Raw genomic sequence first — 22,097 nt, 5'->3', positions numbered from 1 at the left:
AACATATGGCACGAGCAAAACGAACACATCAATCAACGGGAGTAAAGCTCCCAAAACTCAAGCGCATCGAATTGCGCAAACCCGTCAAGCAGCGCACAAAATACAAAATGGGTAAGTAGTTTTTTGTTACACTGTTTTTTATTGCGCATGATAGTGTGATATACTTAAAAGTGAGTGGAAAACTCACTTTTTAGAATTTCAACTATTTTTTTAAAACAATGCCTGGAGGAAAAATACAAAAAGCGTGGGTCATCACAGTGGACATGGGGTATGGACATCAGCGCGCGGCCTACCCGCTGCACGATATCGCATACGGCGGCATTATTGCAATGAACGACTATAAGGGGCTACCCAAGGAAGAACGCCACGCATGGGAGCAGAGCAGGGAAGGGTACGAGTTTATTTCGCGCGTGAAAGCAAAGTCGATCATCGGCAAAATCGCTTTTGATTTGTTTGATAAAATCCAAGAAATCCCGCAATTCTATCCGCGGCGCGATTTGTCGCGGCCCAATTTGCAGCTCTACCAAACGTACTACATGATCCAGCATCAGGGAGTTGGGAGGCATTTGTTTGGCGAAGTGCTTTCAAAAAATCCAAAACTTCCTTTGATCGCTACGTTTTTCTTGCCTGCATTTGCCGCTGAAATCTATGGTTATGAGGGAGATATTTATTGTACAGTATGCGATGCGGATGTGAGTCGCACGTGGGTTCCGAAGAATCCTCAAAAAAGTCGCATCAAATATTTGGCGCCCAATAAGCGTGTTGCGGAACGCCTCAAACTCTATGGCGTCAAGGAAGAAAATATCTTTTTTACTGGATTTCCTTTGCCAAAGGAAAATATCGGAGGGCACTCCATGGCGCTTCTCAAAAAAGACCTTGGCGAGAGGCTTGTGATGCTCGATCCGCAGAAACTCACGCGGCATAAGTTTGGACATATTATCAACTACCACATTGGCAAAAAATTCATGCCGGTTCGCAAGCCCAAACGCCCCCTTACATTGACGTTTGCTGTTGGTGGTGCCGGCGCTCAGAGTGATATCGGCATTCATATTCTTGAGAGTCTGAGGCAGAAAATTCTCTCCAAAGAAATCAAGCTTAACGTTGTGGCAGGCACACGCAAAGAGGTACTTGACCAATATTCTGAACTTATTCGAGATTTGAAACTCAAAAAAATGCTTGGTACGGGCCTTACCATAATCTACGAAAAAACAAAAAATGATTATTTTGCTGTGTTCAATAAGGCATTGCGCGAGACGGATATATTATGGACCAAGCCTTCAGAACTCTCATTTTATACTGCATTGGGACTTCCGATTATTATGGCACCGTCGATTGGCTCACAGGAAGATTTCAACCGCATTTGGTTGAAAACGGTTGCCGGTGGCATATCCCAAAACGATCCACGCTATACGGATGAATGGCTCTTTGAATGGGTGAATAGCGGTTGGCTTGCTCGTGCAGCACTCAACGGTTTTATGGAGGCGCCGATTATGGGTACGTATAATATTGAACGGGTGATAGCGGGAAGGGATCATGAAGGGGATATCGGGAAGGAAACACTGCTGGCTGTATGATTTCTATGAATTACAAGACTTCATAATAATCTCACTAATGTATATAATGTATGCTTCAATTCTTTGAAAAAAAGCTCGGCGCGACAATCCATACTTTTTTTGGATTTGGTTTACTCTGTTTTGTACTGGGATTTTTGGTAATCATCAGTGAATTTCTTTGGCGCTTCCTCATGGCGCTGCTATTTTTGATCGTTGCATTTGCCATGCTGCACGTGGCATATCGCTTGCAGCTGTTTCGCGAACACATGCATCATTTTTTCGGGAATGGAGGATTGGACGAAGCGCCTCTGCCAAAGCGGACAGCGAAGAGCGCAAAGAAAAAGGCAAGCGTTCTGTAGGTATGGATAAGAAGGGTGGGCGCATACTGGCAGGCGTCAAAATTGTTTTAGCGACACTTGTTGTTTTGGGTGCCGCATTTCTTGTTGTCCTCAACCTTCCGGCAACAAAAAAAGAAACCGCTGTCATATTCGGCGTAACATTTAGTACTGATTATGCTGCAAGCCTTGGGCTTGACTGGCGGCAAACATTTCTTGCGCTTCTGGATGATCTTAGCGTGCGAAAATTTCGCTTGAATGCCTATTGGAGCGAAATCGAAGCACAGCGCGATACCATGAATTTTGACAGCCTTGATTTTCAGCTTGATGAGGCTGCAAAAAGGGATGCCAAAGTTCTCCTTGCCGTGGGAAGGAAACTGCCCCGCTGGCCTGAATGCCACGATCCTGCATGGGTGCGTGCCTTGCCAAAAAAAGAAATCGAAGAACGACTCTTGAAGCTTGTGCGTGCCGTTGTTGAGCGCTATAAGGATCATCCTGCAGTAGAAAAATGGCAAGTGGAAAACGAAATTGTTTTTCCGTTTGGTGATTGCCCCAATTGGCTCGGCTTGGATTCGTTGCAAAAAGAACTAGACCTTGTTCGTTCACTTTCGGATAAGCCGATTGTGGTGACAGACTCGGGCGAATGGACACCATGGATTCCAATGGCGTGGTATGGCGATATACTGGGATCGAGTTTGTACTTGGAGGCATGGAATGATTATCTTGGACATATCCCGTTTCCCATTAGGCCGGGATACTACCAATTCAAAGCATGGCTGGTATCTCCATGGAAGAAGGATATTATTTTTACAGAACTTCAGGCAGAACCATGGGGACCAAAAGCGGTGCAGGATATGTCTGTCGATGAAGCTCGAAACTATTTTCCTCTTGAAAAAATGCGTGCACGGATTCAATTTGCGCGCGATGTCGGGTTCCGCGAAGTCTATCTCTGGGGCGAAGAATGGTGGTACTGGATGAAGCAATACGGTGATTCGTCATATTGGGACGAAGGGAAGAAGATTTTTCAATAACGGCAGCTTGACAGTGTATGAATTTGTAGTACAATATCATACATACTATATATTACTTTTAATCTATGCGGAAAGTTCTTACTATTTCCCTGCCTACTCAAACGATCAAGACTGTCAATACTCTGGTATCTAGCGGAGGATATGCCAGTACGAGTGAGCTTTTTCGAGAGTTGATTCGTGCAAGAGAAGCTCAGGAGAAAAAAAAGAAATCGTTTAATGTTCCCGGTTTTTTGCGTGCCGTAAAAACTCATGCGAAAAAGGGAGCGCATAAAGATCTCTCTTCTCGGCATGATCACTATCTCTATGGAGCATAGCGTTCTTGTTGATTCTGATTTCTGGATAGCATTGTACAGCAAGAGCGATACCAATCACAATCGTGCAGAAAACATTATAGCTTCATTAGCGAACGATTCCGTACTTCATGTTTTTCTTTCATCGTTTGTCTATGCCGAAACGGTAACGATTCTTTCCCAACGAGTATCGAGAGAAACTGCGCGTTATTTCATGGATGATATTGGTGAACAGGGCGCAACTCTTTTGTATATTAATGAAGATGTCTTTTCTATTGCACAACACCTGTTCAAAAAGCAGCGTTCAAAAAATACAAGTTTCGTGGATGTTGTTAATATTTCCTTACTGCAGTCATATTCTTTTTCCGGCATCTTGAGTTTTGATCGGGATTATAAACGGAATGGCATTCATGTAATGACGTAAAGAGCTTTTTGTATTATAACCATAAGTATTTATAGCATATCCCTCTTGACAAAAGGGCGTTTTTGTGCTATAAGTAGTTCTATGTACATTGAGGTAACCAATGCTTGAAGTATTTGTAATCATTGGCATAGCAATAGGGGTTTTAGCAGGGTGGAGTGCTACTGAGAGAGAATCTTCTGATGTTATACGATGCATTACTACGATATCTATAGGGATTTGTGGTGGCGCGCTATTTTACGGTATCGGTTGGTTGATAGGCGCTATCATAAACGCGGTCACTTCTTTTATCGCAATCTACTGGCTGCCCATCGCTGCCATACTCGCGTTCATCGCTGGAATTACTTATTGGGTAACTCATCCCAATGAAGTGGAAAATTTTGTGCTCGAGGCAGCCATGCTTGCAAAGGAGCAATTTGAGAAGCTCGTTGCTAGCATCAAGACCAGCGATCGTGTGATCCTTGGCTATGCACGCAGGCAGACGAAGCTGCTGGTGGGAATCGCACCCGAGTTCGAGTGGCATGACATTCGCACATCAGTCAACTCGCTCGGAAACAGCCATATCCCCAATCTGTTGCGCGAACGCCAAGATCTGCGCAAAGCAGTCAAACGCGTGCAACATGTCTTGAAGCAAGTTGAGTGGCAGAAGCCGGATCGTCAAGACTTCGAGAAGGCGAATGCCCGTAGAACTGCTCAAAACATCGAGGGTCTCGTGATACGCCTGCAAAGAAATGAAGTAGACATCAAGGAAGCGCTCGACACACTGTGCCATCTCGAAGCGGATCTCGCCGTAGCTACGACAGACAGCTACAAGCGCGATGAGATTATGGCACAGCTGCATATGCTCGTGTCGCGCATCGAGCAGAACAGCGCCGCCATTCAAGAGGCGCGCTCCGAAACAGACGACTACGCCCAAGGCCGCACAGCACGCCGCCTCACTGAGTAGTTGTCAGAACCGAACCATTGGAGTAATCCAATGGTTTTTTATACCATTCTCCGTAATTTTTCATATTCTTCTCTCGAGATTTCAATATCTCGAAGAATTTCTTTTAGTATACCTATACTCAAGGATTCGTTCCCATGAATGGGAATCGTTGTTGTTTTTCCTGAAATAGGATTGAGAAAAAAATGATGACTTCCTTTGATTCGAATATTTTCAAAGCCTAAATGAACCAGTATTTTTACCATGCGCTTAGCAGAAATGGGAACAAAGGGCGGCATAGGTGCTATGCGCGGAATTCAAGTTGATGCACGCCGATAAATTCATTTTGAGAAATAGGTTCTTTGAATAATTTTTGCTCAACTTCAATACAGAGCTCAATAACCTCATGAAGTCTTTTATAGAGTTCCGGCAGTGTCTTTGCTTGAGTATAGCAGCTTTTCAGCGAAGGGACTTTCCCTACATAATAGCCATGCTCATCTTTTTCAATAATAACAGGAAAGTGATAGATATGTTTTTGACGTGATTTCATATAATAGAAATCATAACAAAGTATAGACAAAAAGACAAAAAGATATCAGGAGTTGCGTGAATTACGCTCACTCATGTATCGCACCGAGAGGAGATGTGAATTTGGGGCGCAGTATACCTCCTTGACAGAGAGAGGAAGTCATGATAGGTTTTCCGGTGACGTACATTACAACAATGAATACGAACTCTGATGAAAGTACACAGGACCTTGTCAAGACAATGAGTATGCTTGATGTGATGGAGAAATGTGATCGACAGAGGTTTATCGGTGAAATAAACGCAGGCTGTTTGTGGATGATTCGCACCGATAACATCACTCGCTTTGAAGTATTTGGGCACCTCTTCCTTCCATGGATTGTCGGAGCGGCTGTGATTGCACTTGGACTATTTGGAGCGATGCAATTTGGTTTGAATCAGTATTTTCCAATCATTGCGGTCAGCTTCAGTATTGGGACTTTTATAGTAGGTATCCTTAATTGGTTTCAATTCAAGAAGCTGAAAGTAGCGAAAGGCTATGGCCGCGTTGCTTGGCACTCAACACTTTCAAAGACAGCTGATATTCGAGTAGCAAATTCGGATCAGCCAACGCATAGTAATGACAGCAAAACACGGGATGTATACTGGAGTATCCCTCTTGACCCCAATGGAAAAGGGGAGATATACGTGTTTAATGGCGTTAGTACGATATCTCACAGGTTATTGGTCGGGACTATCAAACCTTGCAGAGATAGTAGATATATTCAGATCACATCGAGGTACAACGGCAAGAAGGTTGTTTCCCCGCCGATATCTATCGAATCTTTAACTGGTCTATTTGATTTGTGCAGGCTTGAAATGAGTTTTATCCAAAATTGGGGAGATATTCTTGAAAAGCTTGCAAGTAGTGCCTTAACCGCCGAAGCTCAAAAGAATGAGAGTGAGGCGAAAGTTGCTTCGCTGAACAATCAACTCGCATTGGCGCGTAAAGATCTACAGGCTTCAATGGAGCAACGCGATAGATTTACCGATGTGATTTCTCATCTCGCCGTTGAGCATCTCCATACACTTGTGATTGGTTTGATTGATCAGACGGGCGCTGTTGAAACAGCACATGATGATATTGAGGCAGCTCTCGTCATGGAAGAACAGACTGCTTCTCAGCGCAGAGATATCGAAAGTAAGATGAGCGAACTTCGTGATCAACTCCGTAATCTGGACGACCAGAAAGCCGCATCAGAACGAGATTTGCTTGATAATCAGAGCCGTACACGCGAAGCGCAACAAACGCTCGAAAGTCATGTCGATCGGTATGTGCGATCTTCACTTAATATACTCGAAGTATTTGGGCAAGATATGGACAGGAGTGCACAGGAAATCCACTTTATCTGCCAGAATACACTCACCAAAGTACTTTCTCAAGATGACCAGCGCCGTGCCGTATTCACTGAATGGATTGCTAAGGCAGACGAATACCTTGCAACCAAACAACTCACAACCTCCTAATGGAGGTTTTTTTAATTTTCATTTTTTTAATTTTGATTGACTCTTTTGCGCGTATTCGAGATGATACTATAAGACTATGAACGATGATATTAAAGAGCAGGATGCAGTATCTCTTTCCGTCACTCAATTTGTTGAATACATTAACAGCATCGTTGGCAGGAGGAAGGTGACTGTCGAAGGCGAAGTTGCTTCGTATAAAATCAACCAGGGGAAGTGGGTTTTTTTCACATTGAAAGACGAGCAGAGTGTCGTTGAATGCTTCGGGTTGGCATACCAAGTTCCACGACTTGAGGACGGCATGCAGGTGTCTGTTTTTGGCGCTCCCCGTGTGTATGGCAAGACGGGAAAGTTTAGTATTTTTGTTGACCGAGTGGAAGCAAAAGGAGAAGGAGCTCTCAAGCGCGCATTTGAACTCACAAAAGCAAAGCTGCAGCAGGAGGGTATTTTTGATGCCGCACGCAAGCGAGCCTTGCCGCGTTTTCCCAAAAAAATAGGTCTCATTGCATCGCGCGAATCCGCTGCGTACACGGATTTCATGCGCATTGTACACAATCGATTCGGCGGACTTGAAATCTATCTTTCCCATGTCCATGTGCAGGGCGCCGAAGCAATCACGGATATCGTACAAAGCTTTGACTGGTTCAATGCACATGGAGTCAAAGAGGGAATTGATGTAATTGTGCTTATTCGCGGAGGAGGAAGTCTTGAGGATTTGCAAGCGTTTAATTCCGAAAGCATTGCGCGGGCAGTATTTGGATCAACCATTCCTATTGTGTGTGGCGTGGGGCATGAGCGTGATGAAACGTTGGCGGATTACGCTGCAGATGTGCGTGCGGCTACCCCGACACATGCAGCATCGCTGGTTGTGCCGGATCGTAGCGAGTTACTTGCTACCGTGTCAGCGGATGCCGCGCTTCTGAGCCGTTCATTGGAACATACGCTTGAGTGGCAGCGCAGCCGCTATGAGCAATCTATCCGAAGTATGGAGCATGTTCTCGTTGGACGAATCACTCATATGCAACGCGTTTTGCAAGGATTTTATGGACACGCATCTGTGTATCATCAGACATTATTGAATGCCCGTGCAAAAGTTACCGAAAGTGTGCAGCGAATCAGTGCTGCGATTGATTATCACTACCGTTCACTATGTGATCGAAAAGTGTTTCTAGAACGCCAACTGAATGCCGTTAATCCGTTGACGGTTCTTAAGCGAGGGTATAGCATTATAAAAAGAAAGGGCATTGCGATATCATCAATCAAGGATGTAAAACCCGGTGATCAGATCGACATTTCATTTAGTGATGGCGATGCTCAAGCTAAGATTCTTTCAGAGCAACAAGAACTGTTTTAATAACAATAGCTATGATAAAAAAACAATCATCACAGACATTGCAGCAGCTTTTTGACGAGCTTGAGGCAATTGTTGCACAGTTTGAAAAAGGCGGCATTGATTTGGATAAAAGCTTAGAGCTTTTTGAACGAGGCTTGGAGCTCGCAACCCTTTGCAAGTCGCGTTTGAAAGAAGTGGAAAATAAAGTCATTGATATCAAAAAGAAATTTTCTCTTACTACTCATAACGAAGATGAATCTTAATATCATTCTATGAACAAAAAACAGATGTGGATTGCAGGCGTTGTCGCCGCAGTACTTCTTGTAGTGCTCTGGTTCTGGGGCGGGTTTAATGGCCTTGTATCCGGACAAGAAGGCATGAAGAACAAATGGGCCGATGTGCAAACCCAGTACCAACGCCGCGTTGACCTTGTGCCAAACCTTGTGAATACCGTCAAGGGTGCTTCTGAATTTGAACAAAGCACTATTACTGCCGTAGTGGAAGCTCGCAGCGCATGGGCAAAGGCGCAGAGCGGAAGTGTTAATGATCAAGTAAAAGCTGCCGGAGGATTCGACTCCGCACTTTCACGTTTACTGGTAACGGTGGAAGCTTATCCGCAACTGAAAGCTACAGAAGCCTATCGCGACCTCATGACACAGTTAGAAGGAACGGAAAATCGTGTAGCAGTTGCTCGCCGAGATTTTAACGAAGCAGTGCGAATATATAATCTTACTGTACGAAGCTTTCCGTCGAATATCGTAGCATCTCTTTTCAAATTTGAACTTGGTGAATCATTCAAAGCCGCTGAAGGCGCAGAGAATGCTCCAAAGGTTGATTTTACAGTGCAGTAAGTATTTACTCATCACCCCATCCCTATGCGTTATTTTTTCAGCGCACTTGCAGTAGTCGCTGGGGTTTTTGCAGGTAGCTTTCTTTTCGCGACAACAGCATCTGCCGGCGGCACACTTGAGCTTAAATGCGATGGTTCTGTCATAGAGAAAACAATTAAGAATATATATCCGCCATGCAATAACACGCAGTTTGCAATTGCATATCCCGGAGATATTGTCATAGTGCATGGTTATGGATTCACAGTATCAACCAAGCAATCGCCAGTGAATATTGATCAATCAGCGGTACTGGTTTCTGGCGACAGGCGCATTCCTATTCCGCGCATTTATCCATTGCCTCCAGCTACGGCTTCCTACATGACACAAAATGGTGAGTTTAAGGGTAATATTGTGGTGCCGCGCGAAACGCCGGCAGGCACATATGAACTTTCATTTAAAGTAACACAGCGTTCGTGCAACTATAGCAAAGGAGTGCCATGTATTGTTGATATTGCGAGCGCAACACTGAAAGTGCTTCCGACTGCTCAAGGAAAGGAACTCGAATTATTGTGCGAGAAAGGCGAGACCGGAGGAGCGTCTCTGGCATCATGTCAGAGGGGTTCCACATTTTGGTTTCGGACATGGCCTCTTCCGACGCAAAATTATCAGTCACTCTTTCTCTATTTGCGCAAGAATGGAGTATATAAAAATTATGCATATTTACAATCACGGCTTGATCACGGGGCAAGTACGACAGGTGGCATTAATGGTGAACCGGGGAATTATGAAGTCGTTTTGCGGAGCGTTATTGCCGGCGTGCGTATGAGTCCTACGGATTGGGAAAAAGTAGGACCTACTATCAAGGTCGTTGCTCCGGTGCGAACGCCTTCACCACAACCTTCGCCACCGGTACAGCCAGTCATACCGGTTCAGGAAGATCCAATCCAGATATCAGGGTGGCTTGATGCTGATTTTCTTCAACAGCAAGAGTATCTCAGTCCGCATGTCCCGCGAAAATATGAAAACGCATTTTTTGGCGGTGCGCATTTTAGTCAAGGAGTCATATGGACGAAGGGAGCAAAATTTCCATCAGCTCACCAGGTGCGGGTATCTATCGGGATTGGGAGTGGCGGTGCGTTCAAAGAAAAAGCATATCTCTTGCTTGGTAACATTGGCGCTTATGAAAATGGCATACCATTGAAACGTTCAAATTCAGGAGCCCAATACTACGTTCTTCCTTTGACAATACCATATCTTGTGGATGGCAAGCCGCTTCCTGATGGCAACTATACAATCCGGCTTGAAAATAACGAAGCGAAATCATCACCTCAGTATTATGATCTTGAGGGAGCTATTGTGATTGAACAGATCAAACCATTGAAACCAAAGATCATAGTGCCTGCACAACTCAAGCAGAAAGTACAATTTGAAATAAAAGGGATGCATTTTCCAAGCGGGTCAAAAATTACCAGCGTACGTTTTAGCGCAGATACTGATCCCATCTCTCTTCCACAATCCCTTACCGTGAAAAAAGATGGAACTTTTTCCTTGAAAGTGACAACACCCGCCCGCGCCGATGCGCTTATCAAATATGTCATTGATGATAAGGATAAAACAATTGACGATTTTTTATGGACTCCATCTGCAACCGGAAAAATTTCAGTTGGCGTCACGGCAACAGATGTGCAAGGTAAGGAGTTTTTCACATCTGAAAAAACATCCATTCCGTTATTGTGCGATCTTTCCTTGAGTCCGTCTATCGCATTTACTTCCCCTCCGATTATTGACCAAACCGGTCCGTATACGATTTCTTTTGATGCGCAAGGATTTACATGTCGCGATAAACTAACTATTCAATTTGAAGGGATTAAAACAGGCGGGAGACTCATTGATAAGAAAAAATCAGGAAACTTTTTTACGTCTATGCCTTCGCCGGTAACTGATTACCGTGGCGAAGTAAAGCAACTTGGGTTTGGAAGCGGATGGGGTGCACGAGAGGATATTGATTCTGATGTGGAGTATATACGGATGGTTATTACAGATAGAAAAAACAGGACTGTAGCAGCAAATATTAAAGTAATTTCAAAATATTTTATTTCACTGAAAAGTACCGATACGCTTATATGGAGAGGATTCCAAGGAGGGGTGCAGGCCGTGTTGACGCTAGAGAATAAAGAACTTCTTGGAAAAGAAAATCCTATCATACTCAAGCGCCCATATGTGGATCTGAACGAAAAAGACAGTGAAGGCAATGCAATTATTGATTTTAACACACCCTCTGATATCCCGGCGGGAATCTATACGCTTCGACTCACACAGGACAATCATTTTGCTATGACAGTCTATATTATAGCAAAGAAGGGAAATGGTTCTCTCCCGCCGAAAAAGAACATACCACCCAAAGAAGATGCGCTCCTGAATCCCTGCAAGGGGCTTGAGGGATACCTTTTGCGGACATGCCGCAATGCATATGGGCTTGGTGAGGAAAAAAAAGAAGATGATCAGAAAAAAGATGAGGGCGTATTGCAGAATCCTTGCAGCGGACTGGAAGGGTATATGCTGCGCCAGTGCCAAAAAGCCAATAATTTACAACCTCCCGATGAAGGAAAGAAACAAGAAGTTCCAAAAACTTCAACTCAATGCTCAGGTCTTGAAGGATATATGCTTCGCCAATGCCAAGAGGCATATGGTATTAAACAGGATACTGAAAAAACAGCACCGCCTTCGGATGATTCAAGTGGTAAAAAACAAGAATCGTTGATTATATCATATTGTGATCCGGAATTGCCGAAGGTATGGCAAAAGGATTGCATTTCTCGGGTTGGAGATGATGCAAAAGGGGATAAAGATATAATTTTCATTCAGCCGCCTGATACAAAAAAGCAGGTCGAAGATACAAACGGCACCGTATTTTCCGATCCCTGTGCCTCCATGGAAAAAGGAACATACATGTACAACCAGTGCCGGCAATTATATCCTATTTCAGAAACGCCAAAGGATCGATATGAAGTAGTGCCAAGCGCACCAAGTATTATTCCTATCCAGCCAAAACAAGAGGTGAAGTATTGCAATCCGGATCTGCCGAAGGTGTGGCAGGAGGGATGCGTCCAGCGACCGGCTGAATCAGTTGCTCCGACGCAAAAGACAATCTGCAATCCCAATGTTCCTTCCTATAGCCAACCCGATTGCGTGCCTGCAGAAAGCAATGTGCAAAAGTCGTCTATGGCGCCTGCACAGAATGGCCAGAAATTGAGCCAACTGGCGGCAGATGTCGAAAATATATTAAGGATGCAGGATAATATAAAATAGAATGAGATACTGTGCCATTATACTTGCAGTAGCATGGAGTTTTCTTGCGCCGCTAGCCCATGCATACACGTCACCCGGTACACCGCAGGGTAGTGTATCTGATTTTGCAAACCTTCTTTCATCGCAAGCTCAACAGAATCTTGAGCAACAGCTCGTAACTTTTGCTAAAGAAAAAAATCATGAAATAGCGGTTGTTACTATTCAGTCACTTGGCAGTGATGCAATTGAAGACTATGCGAATACGCTTTTTCGCGAATGGGGAATAGGAAAGAAAGAATATAATAACGGTGTTTTATTTTTGATTGCTGCCGATGACAGAAAAATGCGTATAGAGGTTGGTTATGGACTTGAAGGCGCTCTGACAGATCTTGAATCAAAGCATATTCAAGATGATATCGTCCGTCCACTGTTTCGACAAGGCAATTATGAAGAAGGGATTCAAAAAGGAGCGGAGGGCATCATGCAGGCGATAGAGGGAGAGGTTTTGCCGTCGCCATCATCGCGAAAAACTTCATCATGGTTTGGCATTATTCAGAGATACGGCGGAGAGGTACTCTTTATCCTTATTTTTTTTCTATCGTGGATCGCGAGTATTTTGGGACGCACCAAATCGTGGTGGCTTGGAGGCGTAATCGGAGGTGTAGCGGGAGGAATCACGGCATTACTTACGAGCGCATGGTTATGGTTGCCGGCTGTAGTTGTTTTTGGCCTATTGTTTGATTATGCAGTTTCAAAAAATTTCCAAAGTCATCATGGGAACCATCCTGCGTGGTGGGCGGGAGGCACCTGGGGAGGCTGGGATCGATGGGGCGGCGGCGGTGGCTTCGGCGGATTTGGTGGCGGTTCATCGGGAGGAGGAGGGTCGAGTAGCAGTTGGTAAAAAAAATAAAGGGGTGGCGGCACGGCAAACCAAGAAAAAACGGTGTGCAGCATGGCGCCAGCGGAAAGATTATTCCGCAGAGTCGTCTCTCCATAAGACCCTTCCCCATAGGCATAGTTTATAGATTTTTTTAGAAAAATCAAGCCCCTCAGTGTCAGAAACTTTTCTGACATTTTTACTTGCTTGACTGGCGCGGTATTCTTTGATGAGATAGTGCCATGTCCTTTTCAGGTTTGAAGACAAATAGCAAGGCAAAACCAATTGAATACTATAGCACCAACAACTACGCAGAGCGGGTGCATTTCCCTGAAGCGCTTCTCAATGGCATGGCGTCCAATCATGGACTCTATATGCTTGGACGGCAGGATGTTCCCAAGTTGTCCAAAAAGAAGATCAAAAAGATGACGGATCAGACGTATGCAGAAATTGCTTTTGAGGTTCTCCAACCTTATTTGCAGTGGCATATATCTGATGACGAGCTGGGGTCGCTTCTTCGGGACGCTTACGATGAGACTATCATTCCGACACCCGTACAAAATGTGCGCGAGCGCCTCTACATCATGTGGCTTACAAAGGGACCGACATGCTCGTTCAAAGATTACGCGGCGCGGTTCTATGCACGCATCCTCAATTATTTCTTGCGCAAACGTGGACTCACACGCATTGTCCTGGTTGCTACGAGTGGGGATACTGGCGGTGCCGTGGCTGATTCGCTCAAAGGCATGTCCAATGCATTCGTCGTAGTCTTCTATCCGCAAGGATCGATCAGTGAAGGCCAGCGCCGACAGATGACGACGTTGCATGAAAACATTTTTGCAGTTGCCGTGAATGGAGACTTCGATATCTGCCAAGAACTTGTGAAATACCTCATGGGTGATAAGAAATGTGCCTATGATATTTCAAAAGATGAAGACATCTTCACTTCTGCAAATTCCATCAGCTTGGGACGCCAACTTTCGCAAACCGTCTATCCATTCTATGGATACTCACGCATGGGTGCTAATGGAGAGCCGATGATCTCCGTTATTCCTACGGGGAATATGGGCGACCTCATGGGAACAGTCATGGCAAAAGATACGGGGTTGCCGATAGAAGCAATTATCTGCGGTCTCAATGAAAACAGCGCGTTTGAAGAATTTTTACGGACAGGAAAATATATCGTGAAGCCAAAAGTTGATTGTCCGTCGTCAGCGATGATCGTACCCAATCCAAGCGGTCTCGCGCGATTGTTTGACTGGTATGGCGGTCATGTGTATGACAGGTGGGATGAAGAAAGCGGCCTGCCGGTGGAGAAGGGCATCATTACTCGGTTGCCAGATCTGCAATCAATGGGAAAAGATATTGTCGCTTATCGGATAACGAACAGCTGGTGCTATCAGGCGATGAAGAATGCCTATAGAACAGATAATCTCATTCTCGATCCGCATGGCGCTGTTGCCTGGGATGCGTTTGAGCGATTCCGATTCAATACCACTCACCATCTCGCGCTTCTCTATGAAACTGCCGATCCTGGCAAATTTCCCGATAATGTCGAAAAAGCAATTGGCATGCGTCCTTCTATCCCTCCACAAATGCAGGCGCAGGAGAGTCTCCCTGAACGCATCTATACTATTGACGCTCCTCCAGACAAAGATGAAGAAGGTAATACAACGTTGAGTGCGGCACAGATTGCACAAGTCAAAGAGCTTCTTGCAAGTCTCTTCAAACCGATTTTTCTCACCTAACGCTCTCGCAAGGAGCGTTTTTTAATATCAACTTCTTCTTACCGTTATTTTAAAATTTTCACCATATACGTTCCTTCAAGTGTGTACCCCTGTTTTTTGTAATAATCTCGTACACCAACACCGGAGATAACCGCGATTTTTTTGAAGCTATGTTCGCGTGCAATTTTTTCAGCTTCAGCGAGGAGTGCTTTACCCAAGCCCCTGTGTTGAGATGCATTGAGGTTAGCGGTATCAATCGGTACAAGCGATCCATAGGTATGAAGTTCACGGATCAGTGCAGCATGTGCAATTTCGGGCAAAGCTTCATAGAGAATATGCGCATCCGGTGAAGGGAATCGCATACGCAAAAAAGCATAGACGATTTTTTCATCGTCACTTTCGTAGCTTAAGAAATATTCCATTCCCCCAGATGCCGCGTATGACCGTATTTTTAAAACAGGTTTCCATTCGTGAGTTGCGAGATCTGATCTCGAAAGGACATGCCCTACTTCACGGCAGCGAAGGCACGTGCACTGAAGTCCCTGCTCTTTCATGGTTTTTTGAATTGTTTCTCGAAGATTTGTTACGAGGTTACCTCCGGCAATTTCCGGAGAAGGAAAATCTCGGATTACGCGAGCAACGCGCATATAGGGAGGAACAAGTGCTTTTATTTCTGCGAGGAGACGTATAAGTATTTCCGTAGAGTAGGGGATAAAACGACCCTCCTTGTACCATGTGTAGATTTCCGTAGATGGCAAAATAACACAGGGATAGAGCTTGATGGTGTCCGGCTGGTAGTGATCAGAGGCGAACACTTCTTTCGCAACAGCCAAGTCTTTCTCGGGCGTTGCTCCCGGAAGGCCCGGCATAAGGTGATGATCCACTTTAAAACCGGCATCTTTGAGAAGTTTCGTCGCCTGTGCCGTTTGCTCAGCCGTATGTCCACGCTTAATATTTTTTAATATTTCATCATCGGTTGTTTGAAGTCCAAGCTCAACACGCGTGCATCCAAGTTGGCGCAAATGAACAATCTCTTCAACGGTCACCCAATCGGGGCGCGTTTCAATCGTCAGACCAATGCAGCGATTAAGCGCTGTTTCGTTGATGTGTTGTTCTGCAGTAAGTTTTTGCATTGACCAGGTATCTTTTTCATCTCCCCAAAATCTATTGAATTGAGAAGATGGATTTGCGTTGACGATATCTCGATGCATGACCCCCGTTTCATTCATGGCCTGAAAGCACTGTTGAATAAACCATTCGCGGTAATCCTTCGGATATGCAGACCACGTCCCTCCCTTGATGATAAGTTCGATTTTATCTGTAGAGTGCGCATTGTGCCGCAGAGTCGTGATGCGATTTTCAGTTTGGATGTATGGGTCAAATTGCAAGGTAAGTGCGCGGGCTGCAGCCGGTTCGGTTGCAACATAGCTTTTTGGCATTCTGCTTTCGGTGGGGCAATACGAGCATCTGCCGGGGCATCCTGCCGGCATGGTGAGAAGAGTAATGACAGCAATGCCGGATTGTGATCGAATAGGATGAATTTGGAGAGCCGATTCAACATGCTCTGCTTTTTGCACAACGCCTGTTTTCACAAGATGTCGATACCATTGCAACAATGAATGGTTATCTATCATTTTTTGGGGCGATTGTCGCAAAGATTTGCGTTTGATCGCACCAAGTTTTTCAGGTGTTAAATTGCTGCATGCTACACAATCTTGTATGATTGCAGTAGCTAGTTGTTGTTGTTCGCTATTCATATGAATGATAAGACGGCGCAAAATCTCTATGTGCTTACCAAAGAAGGTTACCACACTATTGCCAAGCCATTTAGTGCTACGCGCCGCTTTTCGTGGGATGATTGTACTCCATTGCGCACGATTGTAAAGGATGGTATGAGTGTGCTTGATGTTGGGTGTGGGAATGGGAGAACGGCAGAATTGTTTACTACCCATAGTATTCAGTATACAGGCATAGATTTGAATGAATCATTTATACATGATGCACGCAAGCGATTTAGTAATGATCATACTAAGGAATTTTATTGCGGTGACATGCTTACACTCAATACAATAAAAGAACTTGAAGGTAGGCATTTTGATGTTATTTTCTCCATTGCGGTTCTCCATCATGCGCCCTCGGAGCAATTGCGCATGCAGGCTCTGTCTCAGATGCATCTTTTTTTGAAAAGTGAGGGAACACTTTTTCTTACCGCATGGAATTTATGGAGGGCAACTCTCCAGAAAAAAAGCGTTTGGAAATATGCGCTTGAACGCTCGCTTCTGGATCCTGGATCATACCAACGAGCATTTGGTGTCGACTATAGGGATCTTTCGTGGAGGGATTTATTGACGACATGGAAGTCCGGCATTCTATCGGCTCCATTGTACTATTATAGCTTTCGCTGCAACGAGCTTGTCGCACTGTGCTTAAAAAGCGGTTTTACTGTGCTTGATTGCTATTATTCTCTGAAAGGGAAACGAGCTCACTGGTGGAATGCCGAGAATATCTGTTTGATTGCAAAAAAAGAAGCCCGGTAAGGGGCTTAGCTCACTTCCGCTTTCTTTTTGAGATAGAGTAGAAGTGTAGTATAGGCTAATGGGATCGAAAAGCCGAAGACTTGCGTGGCATATCCCTGCCACGATAAACTCATAGTCATCCCGATCTCTACGAATGTAAAGCCCACTATAACAACCAGAAGACGGACAATCCATGCATATTCGCCATCAAGTAGCTGATGTGTGTTTTTCGACTCACTCCATATGCGTGTTGCAAGGAGGATAATGCTGATCACGTAGAGCCCTGCAAGGGTAAGGCGAAGTCCAAAGAATATTCCCAAAAATGCCATGACTTCTCCAGATGCAAGCAGAGTGCCGACTACAACCGGATGAGAAAGGCCTTCAAGTGGGTTATGGTATTCCCGAGGTGCTACTAGAGGCGTATCGTTTGTTTTTAATTCTCGTTTTGAAGGATCTATTGGTGTTACACGGCTTGGTTGTGCCATACGCGGCAGTATATGCATTTTTGACAGAAATGTCAAGAGTACGGCATAAAAAATGACCCAATCTTTATTGGGTCGAGGTGACAAGTCGTAGGACAGGTTCCTGTCGTATTAGTGTTCCTTCGGTGGAACAAATAACTTGGGTAACAAGATGCTCTGCGAGGAGTGGCACAAACTCCTGGTGATATTGAAACTCTTGAACACGAGCAACTTTCTGGTCTTCAGGGAATACAACGCCGGGAAGCGCATGGTCGATCACGCGGCGATACGTGTTCAAATGCGTTTGCAGAAAGAGAAGTGTTGCCGGATAAAACGGATGTTCATCGGAAAGTGTCAGAACTCCATCTGCAAGTCCGTAGAGCACGATTCCATGTTGATAGCGGCTTTGCGTCAAAATATCAGTCGGTTCATTTTGGCGTTTCTTGCGCGCTGTACGCTTGACTTTGGCGCCGGGGACTATAATACTCCGAGCATCTCCGAACGCAAAGAAGAGGACGCCGGCGATGGATGGGTATCCATGAGGTAGGTAATTTGCTCCATTGCCATAGCTTACAAGATGCGCTCCCTGTTCGTCGTTCCTATACCAGCCATCAGTATGGAAGAGTTTCGAATAGTAGGTGCCTTTTTGATGATCCGCAACGCCGTTATCAGGAAGGTTTGCGAATTGGATTCTGAGGTCTTGATTCTCTGTGTGCAATGCTACTTCGCTCCATCCGAGACGCTGCCCGGTCTCTCGTGCGGTGTGGGCAAGAAACTTTTTGATTCGCATCCATTCTGAAGAGCTTTCTTCAAGGGACATGATGCTAGTTTTTCATGGCATGATGGAATTGTCAAGGGAGAGTGATATACTGCCTATATATGAAACGACCGGATGAATTTAATCCAGATACAAAAGGTGAAAAGCGCGAAAAAATGCGGAAAAAGGAGCAGCAGGGCCCAACGGGGGGATCATGGGCTGCACAGGCTAAACGCGCTCAGGTGAATAAGAATTACGAGGGTATGCCTCCCTCGCTCTTGCCGGAAATACGCATTCGCGTTAAAAAGAACAGAAAGAAATAACCGTTCCCAGATGAAATTCAGTCTTGTATCAGATTTCAAGCCTTCGGGCGATCAGCCCAAAGCCATCCAGCAACTCTCGGATGGTTTTTCATCGTATCCCACTCAAACGCTTCTTGGTGTCACGGGTTCGGGTAAAACATTCGCAATTGCAAATGTCATTGAACGTTTACAGATTCCTACGCTCGTGATAGCCCACAACAAAACACTTGCTGCGCAATTGTATACTGAATTCAAGGCATTTTTCCCCCAAAACAGCGTGTGTTACTTTGTGTCGTACTATGACTACTATCAGCCGGAGAGTTATATGCCGCAAACGGATACGTATATTGAAAAAGAAACGCAGATTAATGAAACGATCGAACGATTGCGTATGGAGGCAGCTGTTGCGCTTATGTCCCGCAAGGACGTCATTGTTGTCGCCTCTGTTTCATGTATCTATGGATTTGGCGATCCAATTGATTTTCATCAGAGTACCTATGATGTCACTACGGGAGAGAGTATATCACGGCGTGCATTCATGCAACGCCTGGTGGATTTGCTTTATGAACGGAACGATCTTGAGCTTGTTCCTGGACGATTTCGTGTGCGGGGAGATACCGTTGATGTTATGCAAGGAGCAGGTGGCGATCTTTTTCGCTTCACCCTTGATGGTGATGTCATTGAATCAATTTCTTTGGTGCATGCACTTCACGGTACTCTACTTGAATCTCTTTCTCATGCGCTTTTGTTTCCCGCCAAGCCGTTTATTGCACCGGAAGAGAAGCGCAAGCGTGCTATTCAATCAATTCACCAAGAACTCGTAGAACAGCTTCCCAAACTCGGCATGTTAGAAGCGCACCGGCTTGAACAACGCACCAACTATGATCTTGAGATGATGGAGCAGCTTGGCTATTGTAAAGGTATTGAGAATTATTCCCGCCATTTTGATGGGAGGGCATCAGGTGAGCCGCCGTCGTGCTTGTTGGATTTTTTTAAACACAGCCCTTTTTCAAAAGAATTTTTAATTATGATTGATGAAAGTCATGTGACAATTCCTCAAATACGCGGCATGTATGGGGGTGATTATTCTCGAAAGAAAAATCTTGTAGATTACGGATTTCGCCTGCCGAGCGCTCTGGATAATCGTCCATTGAAATTTCAGGAATTCGAGAAGTACCTTGAACACGGAATATTTGTGAGTGCAACTCCGGCGGAATATGAGGCGATTCATGCAGGACAGACAGTTGAGCTTATTGTGCGCCCTACGGGGCTTGTAGACCCCCCTGTTGAAATTCGTCCCATGAAGGGTTCAATCCAGGATGTTATGGGTGAGATCACAAAAGTGACGAAGATGGGGCATCGCATACTTGTGACAACACTCACCAAGCGCTCAGCCGAAGAGCTCACTGAATATCTTGTGGAGCATGACATTAAAGCGCGCTATATGCATAGCGAGGTGGATACACTCGATCGCACAGCGCTTATTAAACAATTGCGTCAAGGTGTTTTTGATGTATTGGTTGGCATCAATCTGTTGCGAGAAGGATTGGATATCCCTGAAGTTGGGTTGGTAGCAATTCTCGATGCAGATAAGGAGGGTTTTTTGCGGAATACCACAAGCCTTATTCAGACGATTGGCAGGGCAGCACGCAATGTGGACTCGTACGTCATACTCTATGCCGATGTGCTGACGAATTCAATCAAGCAGGCATGTGCAGAAACGGATCGTCGCCGTACTCTGCAAGAAAAATATAATAAAAAACACAGCATTACTCCTCGCAGTATTAAACGTGCGATTGAAGGAGATATTGCTCCCGGACAGGATTTCAAAAAGAAAGACGTCCACGCACTCAAATCCCTTGCTATTCTTCAGCAGGAGATGCAACAAAGCGTTGAGCAGCTTGACTTTGAAAAAGCTATCGAGCTTCGAGATGAAATAGCAAAGAGGAGTAAGGCGTAAGTATTGTTAGGGTTTATTACGTTTTCCGAATGTAGTATTTGGTATATACTTCATATGAAACCATGAATAGTGTTCAACGATTCAGGTATTGTTCATTGATAACATCACTTGCACTTTCCGCATCTTGCAGTATTCGTGAATCAATCCCTTCTGTACCAATTGCATCGCCAATCCAGACTTCTCGTCCAGAGCTATTCCCGGTATCTCAACCAGACCAACAGCAGACTTTTTTTACTCCATTCGCTGCTTCGAGTTCCGCACCATTTGAATCAACAGCATCCGCTGATTTGCCACCAGAAGTTTCCATAGCTACACCCATGCCAATATCACAACCACTCTCTACGTCTTCATCCTCGCCAATAGTTACACCCCCACCTACTCCAACCCCCATACTCACAGCGTCTCCATCGCCAACTCCATCAGCACTGCCCACTCGGACTCCGACTCCTGCCGCAACTCCCCTTGCAACATTCGTCAAATCACCGGATGATCCAAGATTTGAAGAATATCGCGTACCCGCTTTTAGCGAGAGAAGGGGACCGCCGGGTATTAAACCGTATGACGGTATGTATGGTGCTGTGTACCCAGTTCAGGTGAGTGTAGAGCAGCAGAGCGGAAATATGATCGCAGCATGGAGGAATTACAAAAATGAATACTACTACAATCAGAACAACTTGAAATGCTTTGACACTCAAAACCTCCGATGTCGGGAAATTCCCGGATACTTTGAGTATGATGCGGAAAATGATTATTGGCACTTCATCAAAGATTTGAATGCCAGCCTGCCCGTCTCTTGGTCTGAATACTTATGGTGGGGGTTGAATAAGCTGTACCAGACAAGTATTGATCCCTCATGGTTTGATTACCAAACATATAGAAGTGGTCTTGTATCAGGATTGGATTCAGCTAGAAGTATATTTTGGGTCTATCAGATGAAGGACATGCCCGAAGATGTAAATGGAACTGTTGGTATATCAGGTAGCACACCGGGTATACCATACCCTCCAGTTAGGGTTCATCCAAGCAGCTGGGTTTCTTCACCGACACCTCGCGGATTGATTACTGCCCAAAATGCATTAACATATTCTCCTGACGGACTCTTGTTTCTTGAAAGTGAGCAGCCTGACTATATCCTACGGATCCATTATTATGCTTTTGCTCCCAAACCCAAAGAACGAGTATGGACAACAAAAACGTTTTCATTTAAGACGGGTCCATTTCGGAGTTTGAGCGTAGATAATGCTCTTGCTCCGCAAGTTGCATTTTCAAAAAAAGATACTATGCTCTACTTCATGAGTAGATATTGGGAAACCGGATGGGAAAATACTCTTAAGACGCTAGTACGATTGAAAAAAAGTGATGCTATGTGATAAGGCCCCATGAGGGTCTTTTTTATTTCCTAAAATGCTGGTACTATACTTCCACGCTTGTATCTCGTTATCTCTGGAAACAAGCAATGAGTGAAT

At 44.9% G+C, this 22,097-nt stretch carries 22 protein-coding genes; 17 read left to right on the top strand and 5 right to left on the bottom strand.

Annotated elements, in window-relative coordinates; genetic code table 11:
* Window positions 1-218 precede the first annotated feature (218 nt).
* The 6 genes from AAB400_01655 to AAB400_01630 all read left to right on the top strand — a co-directional run bounded on the left by AAB400_01655 (window position 219) and on the right by AAB400_01630 (window position 4,576).
* Window positions 219-1,574, top strand: a complete 1,356-nt coding sequence (locus tag AAB400_01655) for a hypothetical protein (protein ID MEK7648602.1) — start codon at window positions 219-221, stop codon at window positions 1,572-1,574.
* Between the two features lie 50 nt (window positions 1,575-1,624).
* Window positions 1,625-1,912, top strand: coding sequence for a hypothetical protein (locus AAB400_01650; protein MEK7648601.1), 288 nt, complete (start codon window positions 1,625-1,627; stop codon window positions 1,910-1,912).
* Window positions 1,913-1,914: 2 nt separating this feature from the next.
* On the top strand, window positions 1,915-2,919 hold the full coding sequence (locus AAB400_01645) for a beta-galactosidase (protein MEK7648600.1): 1,005 nt from the start codon (window positions 1,915-1,917) through the stop codon (window positions 2,917-2,919).
* Between the two features lie 65 nt (window positions 2,920-2,984).
* Window positions 2,985-3,233: a ribbon-helix-helix domain-containing protein gene (locus tag AAB400_01640; GenBank protein MEK7648599.1), complete on the top strand. Its 249-nt coding sequence runs from the start codon at window positions 2,985-2,987 to the stop codon at window positions 3,231-3,233.
* Window positions 3,223-3,633, top strand: a complete 411-nt coding sequence (locus tag AAB400_01635; GenBank protein ID MEK7648598.1) for a PIN domain-containing protein — start codon at window positions 3,223-3,225, stop codon at window positions 3,631-3,633. The genes AAB400_01640 and AAB400_01635 overlap by 11 nt, the downstream gene beginning before the upstream one ends.
* Before the next feature lie 100 nt (window positions 3,634-3,733).
* Window positions 3,734-4,576 carry a hypothetical protein gene (locus tag AAB400_01630; GenBank protein ID MEK7648597.1) on the top strand — a complete coding sequence of 281 codons (843 nt, stop codon included), beginning with the start codon at window positions 3,734-3,736 and terminating at the stop codon, window positions 4,574-4,576.
* A 38-nt stretch (window positions 4,577-4,614) separates the two neighbouring features.
* Here the strand turns inward: AAB400_01630 and AAB400_01625 are convergent, their stop codons facing one another.
* Window positions 4,615-4,851, bottom strand: coding sequence for a type II toxin-antitoxin system HicA family toxin (locus AAB400_01625; GenBank protein MEK7648596.1), 237 nt, complete (start codon window positions 4,849-4,851; stop codon window positions 4,615-4,617).
* A 5-nt stretch (window positions 4,852-4,856) separates the two neighbouring features.
* Window positions 4,857-5,102, bottom strand: coding sequence for a type II toxin-antitoxin system HicB family antitoxin (locus tag AAB400_01620; GenBank protein MEK7648595.1), 246 nt, complete (start codon window positions 5,100-5,102; stop codon window positions 4,857-4,859).
* Between the two features lie 173 nt (window positions 5,103-5,275).
* On the opposite strand from AAB400_01620, the gene AAB400_01615 reads away from it, so the two are divergent.
* The 7 genes from AAB400_01615 to thrC all read left to right on the top strand — a co-directional run bounded on the left by AAB400_01615 (window position 5,276) and on the right by thrC (window position 14,656).
* On the top strand, window positions 5,276-6,583 hold the full coding sequence (locus AAB400_01615) for a hypothetical protein (protein ID MEK7648594.1): 1,308 nt from the start codon (window positions 5,276-5,278) through the stop codon (window positions 6,581-6,583).
* Window positions 6,584-6,659: 76 nt separating this feature from the next.
* On the top strand, window positions 6,660-7,934 hold the full coding sequence (xseA, locus tag AAB400_01610) for an exodeoxyribonuclease VII large subunit (GenBank protein ID MEK7648593.1): 1,275 nt from the start codon (window positions 6,660-6,662) through the stop codon (window positions 7,932-7,934).
* 11 nt (window positions 7,935-7,945) lie between these two features.
* The gene (gene xseB / locus AAB400_01605) at window positions 7,946-8,176 is read left to right on the top strand and encodes an exodeoxyribonuclease VII small subunit (protein ID MEK7648592.1); all 231 of its coding nucleotides are present in this window, start codon (window positions 7,946-7,948) and stop codon (window positions 8,174-8,176) included.
* A 24-nt stretch (window positions 8,177-8,200) separates the two neighbouring features.
* Entirely contained in the window at window positions 8,201-8,764 is a 564-nt protein-coding gene (locus AAB400_01600; GenBank protein ID MEK7648591.1) for a LemA family protein, read from the top strand.
* Between the two features lie 24 nt (window positions 8,765-8,788).
* Window positions 8,789-12,052, top strand: coding sequence for a hypothetical protein (locus tag AAB400_01595; GenBank protein ID MEK7648590.1), 3,264 nt, complete (start codon window positions 8,789-8,791; stop codon window positions 12,050-12,052).
* Window position 12,053: 1 nt separating this feature from the next.
* Window positions 12,054-12,932: a TPM domain-containing protein gene (locus tag AAB400_01590; protein MEK7648589.1), complete on the top strand. Its 879-nt coding sequence runs from the start codon at window positions 12,054-12,056 to the stop codon at window positions 12,930-12,932.
* Window positions 12,933-13,150: 218 nt separating this feature from the next.
* Window positions 13,151-14,656: a threonine synthase gene (gene thrC / locus AAB400_01585; GenBank protein ID MEK7648588.1), complete on the top strand. Its 1,506-nt coding sequence runs from the start codon at window positions 13,151-13,153 to the stop codon at window positions 14,654-14,656.
* Between the two features lie 44 nt (window positions 14,657-14,700).
* Here thrC and AAB400_01580 read toward each other — a convergent pair whose 3' ends face one another.
* Window positions 14,701-16,392: a tRNA uridine(34) 5-carboxymethylaminomethyl modification radical SAM/GNAT enzyme Elp3 gene (locus AAB400_01580; GenBank protein ID MEK7648587.1), complete on the bottom strand. Its 1,692-nt coding sequence runs from the start codon at window positions 16,390-16,392 to the stop codon at window positions 14,701-14,703.
* Between AAB400_01580 and AAB400_01575 the strand changes: the two genes are divergently transcribed.
* On the top strand, window positions 16,393-17,172 hold the full coding sequence (locus tag AAB400_01575) for a class I SAM-dependent methyltransferase (protein ID MEK7648586.1): 780 nt from the start codon (window positions 16,393-16,395) through the stop codon (window positions 17,170-17,172).
* Between the two features lie 5 nt (window positions 17,173-17,177).
* Here the strand turns inward: AAB400_01575 and AAB400_01570 are convergent, their stop codons facing one another.
* Both AAB400_01570 and AAB400_01565 read right to left on the bottom strand, forming a co-directional pair.
* Window positions 17,178-17,636, bottom strand: a complete 459-nt coding sequence (locus AAB400_01570; GenBank protein MEK7648585.1) for a hypothetical protein — start codon at window positions 17,634-17,636, stop codon at window positions 17,178-17,180.
* 64 nt (window positions 17,637-17,700) lie between these two features.
* On the bottom strand, window positions 17,701-18,432 hold the full coding sequence (locus AAB400_01565; protein ID MEK7648584.1) for a hypothetical protein: 732 nt from the start codon (window positions 18,430-18,432) through the stop codon (window positions 17,701-17,703).
* Window positions 18,433-18,491: 59 nt separating this feature from the next.
* Between AAB400_01565 and AAB400_01560 the strand changes: the two genes are divergently transcribed.
* The 3 genes from AAB400_01560 (at window position 18,492) to AAB400_01550 (ending at window position 22,001) form a co-directional block, all read left to right on the top strand.
* Complete coding sequence (locus AAB400_01560; GenBank protein ID MEK7648583.1) at window positions 18,492-18,692, top strand: hypothetical protein; 201 nt, start codon at window positions 18,492-18,494, stop codon at window positions 18,690-18,692.
* Between the two features lie 10 nt (window positions 18,693-18,702).
* A complete protein-coding gene (uvrB, locus tag AAB400_01555) occupies window positions 18,703-20,631 on the top strand; it encodes an excinuclease ABC subunit UvrB (GenBank protein ID MEK7648582.1) in 1,929 nt (642 codons plus the stop codon).
* A gap of 62 nt (window positions 20,632-20,693) precedes the next feature.
* Window positions 20,694-22,001 (top strand): hypothetical protein, encoded by a 1,308-nt coding sequence (locus AAB400_01550; protein MEK7648581.1) that lies wholly within the window; start codon window positions 20,694-20,696, stop codon window positions 21,999-22,001.
* The last annotated feature ends 96 nt before the right edge of the window (window positions 22,002-22,097 follow it).

This window comes from Patescibacteria group bacterium, assembly GCA_038065255.1.
In the GTDB taxonomy this organism is placed as follows: Bacteria; Patescibacteriota; Patescibacteriia; order JACQRZ01; family JACQRZ01; genus JBBTRI01.
The sequence above is the reverse complement of the archived record's forward strand: the minus strand, read 5'-3'. Positions and strand labels throughout refer to the sequence as shown.